Consider the following 15,950-nt stretch of genomic DNA (forward strand, 5'->3'; position numbering starts at 1 on the left):
GATGAGGAAAAAGGAAATTAAAATTTCTTAAAAAAAACTTCAAAAAACATTTGCCAGTTAGAAATAAGTTTTCTACTTTTGCACCCGCTTTGAAACACAAGCGAAACAAAATTGAAACACGTTCGTAGACATATTGAATTGACAGCCGTTTTGAGAGAGATTTCAAAACAAAAGAATAAGAGTAATGGAATCGAGAGATTTGAAAAGAACCGATAGAGAATCGTCGCATAATAATTAGTCTTGATTTAATTAAGACAAACAATATACGATGAAGAGTTTGATCCTGGCTCAGGATGAACGCTAGCGGCAGGCTTAACACATGCAAGTCGAGGGGTATGGTTCTTCGGAACCAGAGACCGGCGCACGGGTGCGTAACGCGTATGCAATCTACCTTTTACAGAGGGATAGCCCAGAGAAATTTGGATTAATACCTCATAGTATAGCAGCTTCGCATGAAGCCACTATTAAAGTCACAACGGTAAAAGATGAGCATGCGTCCCATTAGCTAGTTGGTAAGGTAACGGCTTACCAAGGCTACGATGGGTAGGGGTCCTGAGAGGGAGATCCCCCACACTGGTACTGAGACACGGACCAGACTCCTACGGGAGGCAGCAGTGAGGAATATTGGACAATGGGCGCAAGCCTGATCCAGCCATGCCGCGTGCAGGATGACGGTCCTATGGATTGTAAACTGCTTTTATACGAGAAGAAACACTCCTTCGTGAAGGAGCTTGACGGTATCGTAAGAATAAGGATCGGCTAACTCCGTGCCAGCAGCCGCGGTAATACGGAGGATCCAAGCGTTATCCGGAATCATTGGGTTTAAAGGGTCCGTAGGCGGTTTGGTAAGTCAGTGGTGAAAGCCCATCGCTCAACGGTGGAACGGCCATTGATACTGCCAGACTTGAATTATTAGGAAGTAACTAGAATATGTAGTGTAGCGGTGAAATGCTTAGAGATTACATGGAATACCAATTGCGAAGGCAGGTTACTACTAATTGATTGACGCTGATGGACGAAAGCGTGGGTAGCGAACAGGATTAGATACCCTGGTAGTCCACGCCGTAAACGATGGATACTAGCTGTTGGGAGCAATCTCAGTGGCTAAGCGAAAGTGATAAGTATCCCACCTGGGGAGTACGTTCGCAAGAATGAAACTCAAAGGAATTGACGGGGGCCCGCACAAGCGGTGGAGCATGTGGTTTAATTCGATGATACGCGAGGAACCTTACCAAGGCTTAAATGTAGATTGACCGGTTTGGAAACAGATCTTTCGCAAGACAATTTACAAGGTGCTGCATGGTTGTCGTCAGCTCGTGCCGTGAGGTGTCAGGTTAAGTCCTATAACGAGCGCAACCCCTGTTGTTAGTTGCCAGCGAGTCATGTCGGGAACTCTAACAAGACTGCCAGTGCAAACTGTGAGGAAGGTGGGGATGACGTCAAATCATCACGGCCCTTACGCCTTGGGCTACACACGTGCTACAATGGCCGGTACAGAGAGCAGCCACTGGGCGACCAGGAGCGAATCTATAAAACCGGTCACAGTTCGGATCGGAGTCTGCAACTCGACTCCGTGAAGCTGGAATCGCTAGTAATCGGATATCAGTCATGATCCGGTGAATACGTTCCCGGGCCTTGTACACACCGCCCGTCAAGCCATGGAAGCTGGGGGTGCCTGAAGTCGGTGACCGCAAGGAGCTGCCTAGGGTAAAACTGGTAACTAGGGCTAAGTCGTAACAAGGTAGCCGTACCGGAAGGTGCGGCTGGAACACCTCCTTTCTAGAGCCCCAATTGTTAGCAGTAATGCACGATGGGGAAAAAAGATGATAATTTAGAAGGTTCTGAATCACGAAGTTCAATTACTCTTGCTGTTAGTTCAAATAATAAATTTTAAGTAAAACAGAGTCTCGTAGCTCAGCTGGTTAGAGTACTACACTGATAATGTAGGGGTCGGCAGTTCGAGTCTGCCCGGGACTACTTTTTTAAGAATTTCAATTGGTAATTTAATTAAAAATTGAGAATTAAAAATTAAAAAAGACTGAAATACTTAGAAAAAAGGAAATTTTAGAAGTTGAAAGATTAAGAATCAAAAAGTTCATAATTTTTAATTCACGATTTTTAATTTTTAATTAAAATGGGGGATTAGCTCAGCTGGCTAGAGCGCCTGCCTTGCACGCAGGAGGTCAACGGTTCGACTCCGTTATTCTCCACTGATTGTCTATAAAGATAGGCAATAAAAGTTCATTGACATATTGAGATAAGAAAATAATAAAAAGTAGAAAGCGTTTTTTGTTATAGTAGCAATACAAATAACAAAAGACAAAAAAAACGGTCTTAATTAATTTTAAGATTGGTACAATAAGCAAAATAAGGGCGTATGGGGGATGCCTTGGCTCTCAGAGGCGATGAAAGGCGTGATAAGCTGCGAAAAGCTGCGGGGACGGGCACACACCGATTGATCCGCAGATACCTGAATGGGGCAACCCACTATGTTGAAGACATAGTACACCGATAGGTGGGCAAACCCGCTGAACTGAAACATCTAAGTAGGCGGAGGAGAAGAAAACAAAAGTGATTCCGTAAGTAGTGGCGAGCGAACGCGGATTAGCCCAAACCAGTGCTGTTACGGCAGTGCTGGGGTTGTAGGACCACGACATTTTATGCACAAGGAACCGGAAGTTGCTGGAAAGTGACGCCATAGAGGGTGATAGCCCCGTATGGGTAACAAGTGTAATAGATAGTGGTATCCTGAGTAGGGCGGGGCACGTGAAACCCTGTCTGAATTTGGCGGGACCATCCGCTAAGGCTAAATACTCCTGAGAGACCGATAGTGAACCAGTACCGTGAGGGAAAGGTGAAAAGAACCGTGAATAACGGAGTGAAATAGATCCTGAAACCATACGCTTACAAGCGGTCGGAGCCCTTTCGTGGGGTGACGGCGTGCCTTTTGCATAATGAGCCTACGAGTTAACGTTGCTGGCAAGGTTAAGTGGTTAAGCCACGGATCCGTAGCGAAAGCGAGTCTGAATAGGGCGCTTTAGTCAGTAGTGTTAGACGCGAAACCGTGTGATCTACCCATGGGCAGGATGAAGCGCTGGTAACACAGTGTGGAGGTCCGAACCGGTTGACGTTGAAAAGTCTTCGGATGACCTGTGGGTAGGGGTGAAAGGCCAATCAAACTCGGAAATAGCTCGTACTCCCCGAAATGCATTTAGGTGCAGCGCTGAATTAAGTTATATAGAGGTAGAGCTACTGATTGGATGCGGGGGCTTCACCGCCTACCAATTCCTGACAAACTCCGAATGCTATATAATGTTTCTCAGCAGTGAGGGCTTGGGTGCTAAGGTCCAAGTCCGAGAGGGAAAGAACCCAGACCATCAGCTAAGGTCCCCAAATATACACTAAGTTGAAAGAACGAGGTTTGTCTGCCCAGACAGCTAGGATGTTGGCTTGGAAGCAGCCATTCATTTAAAGAGTGCGTAACAGCTCACTAGTCGAGCGGACGAGCATGGATAATAATCGGGCATAAGTGTATTACCGAAGCTATGGATTTAGAGTTTACTCTAAGTGGTAGGGGAGCATTCCAGCAGGGTTGAAGGTGTATCGTAAGGTATGCTGGACTGGCTGGAAAAGAAAATGTAGGCATAAGTAACGATAATGCGGGCGAGAAACCCGCACACCGAAAAACTAAGGTTTCCACAGCTATGCTAATCAGCTGTGGGTTAGTCTGGTCCTAAGGCGAACCCGAAAGGGACAGTCGATGGCCAACGGGTTAATATTCCCGTACTACTAATTACTGTGATGGGGTGACGGAGTGATGAAAGCGCCGCGAACTGACGGAATAGTTCGTTGAAGTACCTACCTATAAGATCTGCAGGCAAATCCACAGATCTTGGGGAAATACGATAGTACTCGGAGTCTTCGGACAAAGAGATAGTGCGCCTAAGGGCTTCCAAGAAAAACCTCTAAACTTCAGGTAATTAGTACCAGTACCGTAAACCGACACAGGTAGTTGAGGAGAGAATCCTAAGGTGCTCGAGAGATTCATGGCTAAGGAATTAGGCAAAATAGACCTGTAACTTCGGGAGAAAGGTCGCCAGCGCAAGCTGGCCGCAGTGAAGAGGTCCAGGCGACTGTTTATCAAAAACACAGGGCTCTGCAAAATCGTAAGATGAAGTATAGGGCCTGACACCTGCCCGGTGCTGGAAGGTTAAGAGGAGATGTTATCTTCGGAGAAGCATTGAATTGAAGCCCCAGTAAACGGCGGCCGTAACTATAACGGTCCTAAGGTAGCGAAATTCCTTGTCGGGTAAGTTCCGACCTGCACGAATGGTGTAACGATCTGGACACTGTCTCAGCCATGAGCTCGGTGAAATTGTAGTAACGGTGAAGATGCCGTTTACCCGCAGTGGGACGAAAAGACCCTGTGCACCTTTACTATAGCTTAGTATTGACCTTGGATAAATGATGTGTAGGATAGGTTGGAGACTGTGAAGTGGCGTCGCCAGGCGTTGTGGAGTCATTGTTGAAATACAACCCTTTGTTTATCTGAGGCCTAACCCCGTTTTGCGGGGGACATTGCTTGGTGGGTAGTTTGACTGGGGTGGTCGCCTCCAAAAGAGTAACGGAGGCTTCTAAAGGTTCCCTCAGTACGCTTGGTAACCGTGCGTAGAGTGCAATGGCATAAGGGAGCTTGACTGAGAGACATACAGGTCGATCAGGTACGAAAGTAGAGCATAGTGATCCGGTGGTTCCGCATGGAAGGGCCATCGCTCAAAGGATAAAAGGTACGCCGGGGATAACAGGCTGATCTCCCCCAAGAGCTCATATCGACGGGGGGTTTGGCACCTCGATGTCGGCTCGTCACATCCTGGGGCTGGAGAAGGTCCCAAGGGTTGGGCTGTTCGCCCATTAAAGTGGCACGCGAGCTGGGTTCAGAACGTCGTGAGACAGTTCGGTCTCTATCTACTGTGGGCGTTAGAAATTTGAGTGGATCTGATTCTAGTACGAGAGGACCGAATTGGACAAACCTCTAGTGTATCTGTTGTCCCGCCAGGGGCACCGCAGAGTAGCTACGTTTGGAAGGGATAAGCGCTGAAAGCATATAAGCGCGAAACCCACCACAAGATGAGATTTCTTTTAAGGATCGTGGAAGATGACCACGTTGATAGGCTATAGATGTAAAGGCAGTAATGTCATAGTCGAGTAGTACTAATAATCCGTAAGCTTATGTACACCTTTTCTCCCGACTACGGTCGGGAGAAGAAACTTTCTAAAAAACACTTTTTTCTTTATCTCAGTATGTTAAGATATTGTTTAATTGATAATTAACAATTTATAATTGATAATTAATAATTAAAAGTTACCTCAAGTAACAACGACCTTAAGGTGGTTATTGCGGCGGGGCTCACCTCTTCCCATCCCGAACAGAGTAGTTAAGCCCGCCTGCGCAGATGGTACTGCAGTTATGTGGGAGAGTATGTCGTCGCCTTTCTTTGAAGAATCCTCATCATTTATTTGATGGGGATTTTTTGTTTTATAAATAGCTTGTTATGAGCCATATTATTATGTATTTAAAGTCTGCTCTTCTACACATTCTTATTATTAATCATAAATTATCTTTTATATCTTTATGTCAGATAAGTTAGTTTGAGTTTAAGAAAAAGTATTAATTATGAGAATGTATTTTATTGTAATATTAATGTTTGCTGGGTTGTCTTCAAATGCACAAAAACAGGATGTACAGAAAGCCATTGAATCTTTTTTTGTAGCCTTTCATCACAAAGACACAATTAAATTAAAGTCAGTTTGTTCTGATAAACTTATTTTGCAATCTATTAGTGAAAGTGTAACCAAAGGAAATAAGTTATCTGAAGAGAATATAAAGGAATTCTACAAGTCTATCGCTTCAATACCTTCTAATTTAAAATTTGAGGAGAAAATCTTGAACTATAATATCCAGATTGATGGAAGTATGGCGCATGTTTGGACTCCTTATGAATTTTATTTAAATGGTAAATTGAGCCACTCGGGAGTTAATGCTTTTACTTTATTCAAAGAAAAAGATTCATGGAAGATTATCTATTTAATTGATACCAGAAGAAAAAAATAGTTATATTACTTCTGTTAGATAGTAATGACAAGAATCTGTGATTAGACATTGTTCGCACTTTGGTTTAGGTCTGCAGGTTTCCCGTCCTAAGAAGGAGAGAGCCATTCCTATCTCTGACCATATTTTTTTGGGTAATGCCTGCATAAGATCTTTTTCAACCTTATTTCCATCTTTACTTTCTTTTATTATACCAATTCTTGGACTTACACGTATTACATGTAAATCTGCAATTATTCCTTCTGCTGGTTTGTGACTTTCTCTTAGAATCACATTTGCAGATTTTCTACCAATACCTTTTAAAGCTGTTAATTCCTTCATATTTAAAGGTATGTCTTTATCATCTTTAATAAACTTAGCAATTTCCAGAAGCCATTGTGCTTTTGTTGGATAATTCCGAACCTTACTTATATAGGGAGTAAATGTCTCTAAATCAGTTTTAGACAGACTATTTAAAGTGGGATATTTTTTGAATAAGAGTGGAGCAATTTTATTAATGTTTGCATCAGAATCTTGTGCTGATAGAACTACCATCACCAACAATTGATAGATGTTTTGATAATCCAAAGGGTGTTTTTTTCCTTTATATTTTTTCAAAAGAGGTTTTAGTTTACTTTCCCAATCAGATATTTCTCCAAATAAATCCATTTTGTTTTTCTTTAGAATTATACAATTAAAAATGTAACTAACACAAATTTAAGCACTTTAAATAAATTCTAATATCTTTTTTATCACATTTTGATTTCCAAGTATTTTTCGGTGCCCGAGACCTTCAGTAATATATAAAATCCCGTTTTTAAGTTGTTCGTGAATATGAATTCCTGCTTTTACAGGAACTTCGGGATCATCTTTGTCATGTATTACCAAAACTGGAATTTCCATTTTTTGTGCGGCTTTATATGCTGAGAAATCGTCCATTTTTACCTGATATTTCTCTTCAAACAAATTACGTAATCGTTCACTAATTTCCTGTTTTAAACTTAATTTAGCAGTAAAATCATCTAAAATATCTTGCACTATATCTCCACTACCAATTATTACTGCTTTATTTACTTGTAAACCATCTTTAATTCCATTTAGTACCGACATTCCTCCAAGTGAATGACCAATAGCAACCTCAAACGGACCGTACTGTTTCTCAATTTCTAATATTGATGCAATAAAATCAGACATGATGGTAGTTTTTCCTTTAGATTTTCCATGTGCGGGTGCATCAAAGCTAATTGTAGAATAGCCCAGTTTTAAAAGTTCATCAGCAATTTTAAATAGTTGTGTTCCTCTTCCTGACCATCCATGAACCAATAAAATTTTACGATTACTTTCTCCATATTTATAAGTTACTACACTTTTGTCAATTTTAGGAATATAGATTTTATTTTGAATGCTTTTTATATCCATTTCAAGCTCCCGTTTTGGAACTTTATGTTTTATGGGAGTTGTAAATAACCTTGCAGCATATGACGTAACTAATTTTGTTGAGATAAAAGCACAAATTTTACAGGATATAATTATAAACTGCGGAATTTTTAATGATTTAGTAGGATTAGTTATATTTTTTGTCATATCAATAAATATTTTTTTGAGGCTTAATTTTGTTTATTTTTTCCTAAATTTAAAAAACATAAAAGTAACATATTAATAAATGCTTGCTTAAAAAATAATTTGAGAATTAATTTTATTATTAGGCCTATAAAATTTTAACATGGAAATATTTCATATCAGTGCAGAATGTTATCCAATGGTAAAGGTTGGTGGTTTAGCCGATGTTGTTGGTGCATTACCTAAATATCAAGCAGCTGCGGGTAATCTTGTTAGAGTTGTGGTTCCTTTTTATGATACAAAATTTAGAAAAGAAAATAACTTTGAATGTGTTCATTGGGGAAATGTTAAATTAGGGAATTTTGATTTTCCTTTTAGTGTTTTAAAAGAAACTTCGGATAAACTCGGTTATGAATTATATCTGATAGAAATTAATGAACTATTTGACAGGCCAAATATTTATGGATATGAAGATGATATTGAGCGTTTTTTTCTTTTCAAATCGCAACATTAGATTGGCTTTTAGCCAGAAAAACAATTCCGGATGTAATAAATTGTCATGATCATCATACTGGATTAGTTCCATTTTTGCTAAAATATGCTTATAAATATGAAAGTTTAAAAAGTGTAAGAACGGTAATTACAATTCATAACGGTTTATATCAAGGTTGGTTTGGTTTTGATAAACTACATTATTTACCTGAGTTCGATTTAATTCATGTTGGCTTTCTGGAATGGGGAAGTTCTTTGAATTCATTGGCTGTTGGAGTTAAATGCGCACATGCTGTTACGACGGTGTCTCCGAGTTATTTAAACGAAATAAACTATTCAGCAAATGGCTTAGAGTCTTTATTTAATTCGGTTCAAAGTAAATCAAAAGGTATTTTAAACGGAATTGACATAGAAGTTTGGGATCCTTCTAAAGACAAGATGATTGTAAAAAATTATTCGATTGATAGTTTTGAAGTTGGAAAACAAATGAACAAGGAAAACTTGTGTGAGCAATTTGAATTAGATCCCGGAAAACCTCTTTTTAGTTTTATTGGGCGTTTATTTGAGGAAAAAGGAGGAGATTTATTGCCTCAGGCTTCGGCATTGGCCTTGTCGGAAAATTTTGAGAATATCAATATTTTGATTTTGGGTTCTGGAAATTCCCTAATTGAAGAACAATTAATGCAGCTACGGAATGATTATAAGGGAAATTACAATGTTTTCATTGGTTATAATGAAGAATTAGCACATCTGATTTATGCAGGTTCAGATTATATTTTAATGCCTTCAAGAGTTGAGCCATGTGGATTAAATCAAATGTATGCGTTGCGTTATGGAACAATTCCGATTGTCAGGAGAACGGGAGGTCTGCGTGATACTGTAGTTGATTTTGGCGATAATGGTAACGGGATTTGTCATGATCAGGCCTCGGTTGGTGATATTTGTTATTCTATAAATCGTGCTGTAAAATTATACGATGATAAAATAAATTTCAATAAAGTTATAAAAACAGGAATGACCATTGATCATTCCTGGGAAAGAGTTTGCCAAGAATATATCGAGATATACAACCTAATAATTGAGAAAAATGAAATTTAAAAAGAAAAATGTCGTTGCCATTATTTTAGGAGGAGGACAAGGTTCCCGCTTGTTTCCATTAACAGAAACGAGATCAAAACCTGCAGTACCAATTGGAGGAAAATATAGATTGGTGGATATTCCAATTTCAAATTGTATCAATTCAGATATTTTCAAAATATTTGTCCTGACACAGTTCAACTCTGCTTCTTTGAATGCTCACATCAAAAACACTTTTAATTTCAGTATTTTTAGTCAGTCATTTGTTGATATTTTGGCAGCAGAACAAACACCTGATAACCCAACATGGTTTCAGGGAACTGCAGATGCAGTTCGACAATGTATGTCGCATTTTCAAAAGCATGAATTTGATCATGCTTTAATCCTATCCGGAGATCAATTATATCAAATGGATTTTAACGAAATGTTAGAAGCGCATATTGCTGCAGATGCTGCGATATCTATTGCGACTTTACCTGTAAATGCCAAAGATGCTCCTGAATTTGGTATTCTTAAAACCAATCACGAGAATTGTGTTGAAGCTTTTATAGAAAAACCAGATGCATCTTTATTGCCTGAATGGGAATCTGAGGTAAGTGAACAAATGCAGGAAAAAGGTAAAAAGTATTTAGCATCAATGGGGATTTACATTTTTAATAAACAATTGCTGGAAGATTTAATGTCTGATACTGAAACGAAAGATTTTGGAAAAGAAATTATACCGCAAGCCGTTGGAAAACATAAAATTCTAAGTTATCAATATGAAGGATATTGGACGGATATAGGAAATATTGAATCATTTTTTGAAGCTAATATTGGTCTAACTGCTGATATTCCGGAATTCAATTTGTTTGATAATGAGAATAAAATTTTTACAAGACCAAGATTGTTACCGCCATCAAAATTTAGAAATTCAATTATAAATCAATCATTGATTTCTGAAGGCTGTATTATTAATGCCAAAGAAATAATAAGTTCTGTAATTGGTATTCGTTCCAGAATTGGTACAGGAACTGTGTTGCAAAACTGTTATGTGATGGGGAATGATTTTTACCAGGATCTTGATGAAATGAATCATGAAAGTACTATTAATAAAATCCATATTGGAATTGGGGATAATTGTTTTATAAGCAATGCTTTAATAGATAAAAATGTCCGCATAGGAAATAATGTTCACATAAGCGGAGGAAAACATTTAGATAATTTTACCAACGAATTATACAGCATAAAAGATGGAATTGTAGTTATTAAAAAAGGCGCAATTCTCTCAGATAATTTCAGAATTGAATAAAAATTCAAAATTAATTATTGCCTTAAAAACCAAATATGTCTAAAGTAATCACGCATTCTTTATTTACTGATTTTGATATTGATTTATTCAAAGCAGGAAAGCACTTCCAATTATATGAAAAATTAGGAGCACATTTAATTGAAGTCAATGGAGAAAAAGGTGTTTATTTTGCCGTTTGGGCTCCAACCGCGCAATCAGTTTCTGTTGTTGGTGATTTTAATTATTGGACACAAGGAGAACATTTATTGCAAGTTCGATGGGATTCTTCCGGAATTTGGGAAGGATTTATTCCATATATAGAAAAAGGAGCACTTTATAAATATAAAATTCAATCTAATATTGATGGCGTTGTAACCGAAAAAGCAGATCCTTTTGCTTTATATTGTGAAAAACCACCTCACACGGCTTCGGTTGTCTGGGACTTGGATTATAACTGGAAAGACGAAAACTGGATGAAATCACGTCAGGAAAGTAATAAGCTGGATAAGCCTTATTCTGTATATGAGGTTCATTTAGGATCTTGGAAAAGAGGTGATCAAAATCGGTTTTTAACCTATTTAGAGCTTGCGGATGATTTGGTTAATTATGTAAAAGAAACCGGATTTACACATGTTGAATTTATGCCAATTATGGAATATCCTTACGATCCGTCATGGGGATATCAATTAACTGGATATTTTGCGCCAACTTCCCGTTTTGGAAAACCTCAGGATTTTATGGTTTTGGTTGATAAGCTGCATCAGGCTGGAATTGGCGTTATTTTAGACTGGGTTCCATCACATTTTCCGGATGATGCACACGGTTTAGGCTTTTTTGACGGATCACATTTATACGAACATCCTGATCGTAGAAAAGGCTATCATCCGGATTGGAAAAGTTTGGTTTTTAATTATGGTAGAAATGAAGTTCGTGCTTTCTTAATAAGTAATGCTGTTTTTTGGCTGCAAAATTATCATGCTGATGGCTTAAGGGTTGACGCTGTAGCTTCGATGTTATATCTTGATTATTCGAGAAATGAAGGTGAATGGGAACCTAATATTTATGGGGGAAGAGAGAATCTAGATACTATAAGCTTTCTCAAAGAATTTAACGAAGTTATCTATGCTAATTTTGACGGAGTTCAAACTATTGCAGAAGAAAGTACTTCTTTTCCAATGGTATCGAGACCAACTTTTACCGGAGGTTTAGGTTTTGGAATGAAATGGATGATGGGCTGGATGCACGATACTTTAAAATATTTTCAGAAAGAAACCGTCTATCGCAAATACCACCAAAATGATTTGACATTTTCGATGACGTATGCTTTTACCGAAAATTTTATGTTGCCATTTTCACATGATGAAGTGGTTTACGGAAAAAAATCTATTGCTAATAAAATGCCGGGTGACGAATGGCAAAAGTTTGCCAATTTACGTTTGTTATACGGTTATATGTTTACACATCCCGGAACTAAACTATTGTTTATGGGGTCAGAATTTGGACAAAGTGATGAATGGAATTTCGAGAAAAGTTTAGATTGGCATTTACTTCAATATGATTATCATTTGGGTATAAAAAAGATAATCACAGATTTGAATCATTTATATAAAACTCATCCTGCATTATATGAAAAACAGTTTACTGGCGAAGGTTTTGAATGGATAAATTATTCAGATCATCAAAATGCCGTTTTGTCTTATATCAGAAAAGGAAATAACGAGAAAGAAAATGTAATTGTTGTTTGTAATTTCACGCAAGTGATAAGAGAAAATTATAGAATCGGAATTCCGCAAAAAGGAAAATTAAAAGAAATTTTTAATAGCGATTCAATTATATATGGCGGAAGTGGAGTAGGGAATTCAGAAACATTAAAAGTTCAAACTGTTTCCTATGATGGAAGAGATTATTCTGTAGAATTAACTTTACCTCCCTTAAGCGTTACAGTTTATTCCTTTCAATAAAAATTCAATCTTTATTTCGCAATGCAATTTTATCAGTTTTGTATCCTTAAATTATCGATTTACTGATTTTTTGAGATGTAATTTGATAGTCATTCAGAAAAATCGTTTTCGTGAATAATCCTTTTATTCAGAGAGGCTTATCAAGTTTTTTTGTATGTTTGAGATAAAGATTGGAGTTATATAATTAATTCATTTAGCGTATGATTACAAATACAGCACTAGAGTATAAAGGCGATTTATATCCATCAAAAATTGTTTCGCATGAACATGAAGGAGATACCATCTTTTTTCATACAGACAATAAAGTAATCTTAAAAGTCACTATTCTTCGAGACAGTTTAATTCGATTTAGATTTACTACAAAAGGTTATTTCAGTAATGACTTTTCATACGCAATAGATAAAACACAATTGCATGGTTATAATTTTTTAGAATTAACCGAAGAGGAAACTTATTTTCAAATAAGAACCAGTAAAGTAAAGTGTAAAATTCAAAAACAGGATCTTCGTTTGTCTATTTATGACCTCAATGATTTTCTAATTCTTGAAGATGAGCTTGGTTTTCATTGGGAAGAAAGTTATGAATATGGCGGAAATATCGTAAAAATGAGTAAATCATCCAAAGATGGAGAATGTTTTTACGGTCTTGGCGACAAAGCCACACAAATGAATTTAAAAGGCAAAAGATTAGAAAATTTTGCGACAGATCAGTACGCTTTTCACAAAGAACAAGATCCATTGTATAAAGTTGTTCCTTTTTACATTGGTTTACATAACAAACAATCATACGGGATATTCTTTGATAATACCTTTAGAACTTTCTTTGACTTTTGTCAGGAAAGAAGAAATGTAGCCAGTTTTTGGGCCGAAGGTGGTGAAATGAACTACTACTTTATTTATGGCCCACAAATGCAGGATGTTGTTACAACTTATACTGATTTAACAGGTAAACCAGAATTACCGCCACTTTGGGTTTTGGGTTACCATCAATGCAAATGGAGTTATTATCCGGAAAGCAAAGTAAAAGAAATCACTTCAAAATTTCGAGAATTAAAAATCCCCTGTGATGCTATTTATCTGGATATCGATTATATGGAAGGTTTTCGATGTTTTACCTGGAGTAGTGAATATTTTCCCGACCCAAAACGAATGATTGCAGAATTAGCCGAAGATGGTTTTAAAACAATTGTAATCATCGATCCGGGAATTAAAATTGATAAAAATTATTGGGTTTACCAGGAAGCTCTTGAAAAAGATTATTTCTGTAAAAGAGCAGATGGACCTTACATGAAAGGAAAAGTCTGGCCGGGAGAATGTAATTTTCCGGATTATACAAATCCAGTAGTGAGAGAATGGTGGGCGGGCTTATTTAAAGAATTAATTTCGGACTTTGGTGTAAAAGGGGTTTGGAATGATATGAACGAACCAGCAGTTATGGAAGTTCCAAATAAAACGTTTCCAATGGATGTACGTCATATGTACGATGGTAATCCTTGTAGCCATAGAAAAGCACACAACATTTATGGTACACAAATGGCCCGTGCCACTTATCATGGAGTAAAGCGTTTTGCATATCCTAAACGTCCATTTGTAATTACAAGATCGGCGTATTCAGGTGCGCAGCGTTATACATCATCATGGACAGGTGATAACGTAGCAACTTGGGAACATTTATGGATTGCCAATATTCAGGTACAAAGAATGTGTATTTCAGGAATGGGCTTTACAGGTTCTGATATTGGTGGATTTGCAGAACAGCCAACAGGAGAATTATATGCACGCTGGATTCAGTTGGGTGTTTTTCATCCTTTTTGCAGAACACATTCTTCCGGAGATCACGGCAATCAGGAACCATGGGCTTTTGATGAAGAAGTGATCAATATTACCCGAAAATTTGTGAGTTTACGTTATCAGTTATTACCTTATTTGTATACCATGTTTTGGCAATATATAGAAGAAGGTATCCCAATGCTGAAACCATTGGTTTACTACGATCAGGATGATACCCAGACACATTATCGTAACGATGAATTTATCTTCGGAAATCAAATATTAGTTTGCCCAATTCTTGAACCTAATTCTTTAGGAAGACGTATGTATATTCCAAGAGGAGAATGGTACAATTACTGGACAAATGAGTTTACAACCGGCGGACGAGAAGTTTGGATCGATACCAAATTTGATGAAATTCCCGTTTTTGTAAAAGCAGGAGCAATTATCCCGAAATATCCTGTACAGCAATATGTAGGTGAACTTGAATTTGATGAATTAACGCTGGATTTATATTATAAAAATGGTAAGGAAAAATCAGTAGTTTACGAAGATGCACAAGATGGTTACGATTATAAAAAAGGCCGATACAGCTTTTTATCTTTTAGAACCATCGGAAAAGAAAAAGAACTTATTATTCAATTGCATAAAGAAGGAAAATACGATACACCTTATAGTAGATATAAAATTAATTTAATTGGATTACCATTCAAAGTAACTGAAATAGAGATTGATAACGAAAAAGTAGAATTTGATAGTGAAAGATTCGAAGAAAATCATTTCCTGATTATTGATAAAGAATTTGCGGAATTACACATTATCGGACAATAATAATAATTATGATACGTTTCGTTTTAATTATATAAAAATACCTATTAAAAATAATCGTATTTTTATTTTATATTAAAATCTATGACCATGAAAAATTACTTTTTCTTAACCGCCTTTGCGGCGCTTTTACTAGCTGCATGTGCGACAAATCCTGTAACAGGAAAATCGACTCTTAACTTTGTATCAAACAGTGAGTTATTTCCAACTTCATTTCAACAATACAATGCTTTTATTGCAGAAAATAAAGTTATAACAGGAACTGCAGATGCTAAAAAAGTAGATCTTGTGGGCAGTAAAATTAAAGCTGCTGCAGAAAGATACTTAACTTTTTTAGGACAAACGCAATATTTAAAAGATTACCGTTGGGAATACAAATTGGTAGAAAATAAAGAAGTAAATGCCTGGTGTTTACCAGGAGGTAAAATCGTGGTTTATTCAGGAATTTTGCCAATCACTCAGGATGAATCAGGTTTGGCAACTGTTATGGGACATGAAGTTTCTCACGCATTGGCTAATCACGGAGCACAAAGAATGAGTGCAGCACAATTGCAGCAAATTGGAGGAGTTGCTTTGGATGCTGCAACAAGCGGTAAATCTGAGTCAACAAGAGCCATATTTTCGCAAGCTTACGGAGTTGGTTCTGAAGTAGGAGTAATGCTTCCATTTAGCAGAAGCAATGAAAGTGAAGCCGATAAAATTGGTTTGACACTTATGGCAATTGCAGGTTACAATCCCGATGATTCAATTGCATTTTGGAGCAGAATGTCGGCTAAATCTGGTGGATCGGGAACTCCTGAATTTATGAGTACACACCCTTCTGACGCAACAAGAATTGCAAATTTAAAAGCATTAATTCCTGATGCAAGGGCGACAGCTGCAAAAGTTGGTGTTATCAGATAAAC

At 37.4% G+C, this 15,950-nt stretch carries 7 protein-coding genes, 2 tRNA genes, 3 rRNA genes and 1 pseudogene; 11 read left to right on the plus strand and 2 right to left on the minus strand.

Annotation, left to right across the window (positions count from 1 at the left end; translation table 11 throughout):
- Positions 1-265 precede the first annotated feature (265 nt).
- From ACZZZT_RS13985 to ACZZZT_RS14010, 6 genes are all read left to right on the plus strand, one after another.
- Positions 266-1,779, plus strand: a 16S ribosomal RNA gene (locus tag ACZZZT_RS13985).
- A 124-nt stretch (positions 1,780-1,903) separates the two neighbouring features.
- Positions 1,904-1,977 (plus strand) — tRNA-Ile (locus ACZZZT_RS13990).
- Positions 1,978-2,136: 159 nt separating this feature from the next.
- Positions 2,137-2,210: transfer RNA gene (locus ACZZZT_RS13995), tRNA-Ala, on the plus strand.
- Positions 2,211-2,356: 146 nt separating this feature from the next.
- Positions 2,357-5,235 (plus strand): 23S ribosomal RNA (locus ACZZZT_RS14000).
- Positions 5,236-5,384: 149 nt separating this feature from the next.
- Positions 5,385-5,494, plus strand: a 5S ribosomal RNA gene (rrf, locus tag ACZZZT_RS14005).
- The 16S, 23S and 5S rRNA genes sit together here with 2 tRNA genes alongside, the layout of an rRNA operon.
- Before the next feature lie 180 nt (positions 5,495-5,674).
- On the plus strand, positions 5,675-6,112 hold the full coding sequence (locus tag ACZZZT_RS14010) for a nuclear transport factor 2 family protein (RefSeq protein WP_463460830.1): 438 nt from the start codon (positions 5,675-5,677) through the stop codon (positions 6,110-6,112).
- Here the strand turns inward: ACZZZT_RS14010 and ACZZZT_RS14015 are convergent, their stop codons facing one another.
- Complete coding sequence (locus ACZZZT_RS14015) at positions 6,113-6,757, minus strand: endonuclease III domain-containing protein (protein WP_463460831.1); 645 nt, start codon at positions 6,755-6,757, stop codon at positions 6,113-6,115.
- Between the two features lie 57 nt (positions 6,758-6,814).
- Positions 6,815-7,672, minus strand: a complete 858-nt coding sequence (locus ACZZZT_RS14020) for an alpha/beta hydrolase (RefSeq protein WP_463460832.1) — start codon at positions 7,670-7,672, stop codon at positions 6,815-6,817.
- A gap of 139 nt (positions 7,673-7,811) precedes the next feature.
- On the opposite strand from ACZZZT_RS14020, the pseudogene ACZZZT_RS14025 reads away from it, so the two are divergent.
- The 5 genes and pseudogenes from ACZZZT_RS14025 to ACZZZT_RS14045 all read left to right on the plus strand — a co-directional run bounded on the left by ACZZZT_RS14025 (position 7,812) and on the right by ACZZZT_RS14045 (position 15,948).
- A pseudogene (locus tag ACZZZT_RS14025) lies at positions 7,812-9,238 on the plus strand (glycogen synthase).
- Entirely contained in the window at positions 9,228-10,508 is a 1,281-nt protein-coding gene (locus ACZZZT_RS14030; protein ID WP_042565279.1) for a glucose-1-phosphate adenylyltransferase, read from the plus strand. Before ACZZZT_RS14025 ends, ACZZZT_RS14030 begins: the two are co-directional and overlap by 11 nt.
- Positions 10,509-10,543: 35 nt before the next feature.
- Positions 10,544-12,448 (plus strand): 1,4-alpha-glucan branching protein GlgB, encoded by a 1,905-nt coding sequence (gene glgB / locus ACZZZT_RS14035; RefSeq protein WP_463460833.1) that lies wholly within the window; start codon positions 10,544-10,546, stop codon positions 12,446-12,448.
- A 200-nt stretch (positions 12,449-12,648) separates the two neighbouring features.
- Positions 12,649-15,048 carry a glycoside hydrolase family 31 protein gene (locus ACZZZT_RS14040; protein ID WP_463460834.1) on the plus strand — a complete coding sequence of 800 codons (2,400 nt, stop codon included), beginning with the start codon at positions 12,649-12,651 and terminating at the stop codon, positions 15,046-15,048.
- An 87-nt stretch (positions 15,049-15,135) separates the two neighbouring features.
- Positions 15,136-15,948 (plus strand): M48 family metallopeptidase, encoded by an 813-nt coding sequence (locus tag ACZZZT_RS14045; protein WP_463460835.1) that lies wholly within the window; start codon positions 15,136-15,138, stop codon positions 15,946-15,948.
- Positions 15,949-15,950 lie beyond the last annotated feature (2 nt).

Source organism: Flavobacterium sp. AC274 (genome assembly GCF_979258275.1).

Excerpts from the sequence above, each read along its gene's own strand:
- ACZZZT_RS14040 (WP_463460834.1), top strand. The coding sequence starts at position 12,649 with ATGATTACAAATACAGCACTAGAGTATAAAGGCGATTTATATCCATCA.
- glgB (WP_463460833.1), top strand. The coding sequence starts at position 10,544 with ATGTCTAAAGTAATCACGCATTCTTTATTTACTGATTTTGATATTGAT.
- ACZZZT_RS14020 (WP_463460832.1), bottom strand. The coding sequence starts at position 7,672 with ATGACAAAAAATATAACTAATCCTACTAAATCATTAAAAATTCCGCAG.
- ACZZZT_RS14010 (WP_463460830.1), top strand. The coding sequence starts at position 5,675 with ATGAGAATGTATTTTATTGTAATATTAATGTTTGCTGGGTTGTCTTCA.
- ACZZZT_RS14015 (WP_463460831.1), bottom strand. The coding sequence starts at position 6,757 with ATGGATTTATTTGGAGAAATATCTGATTGGGAAAGTAAACTAAAACCT.
- ACZZZT_RS14045 (WP_463460835.1), top strand. The coding sequence starts at position 15,136 with ATGAAAAATTACTTTTTCTTAACCGCCTTTGCGGCGCTTTTACTAGCT.
- ACZZZT_RS14030 (WP_042565279.1), top strand. The coding sequence starts at position 9,228 with ATGAAATTTAAAAAGAAAAATGTCGTTGCCATTATTTTAGGAGGAGGA.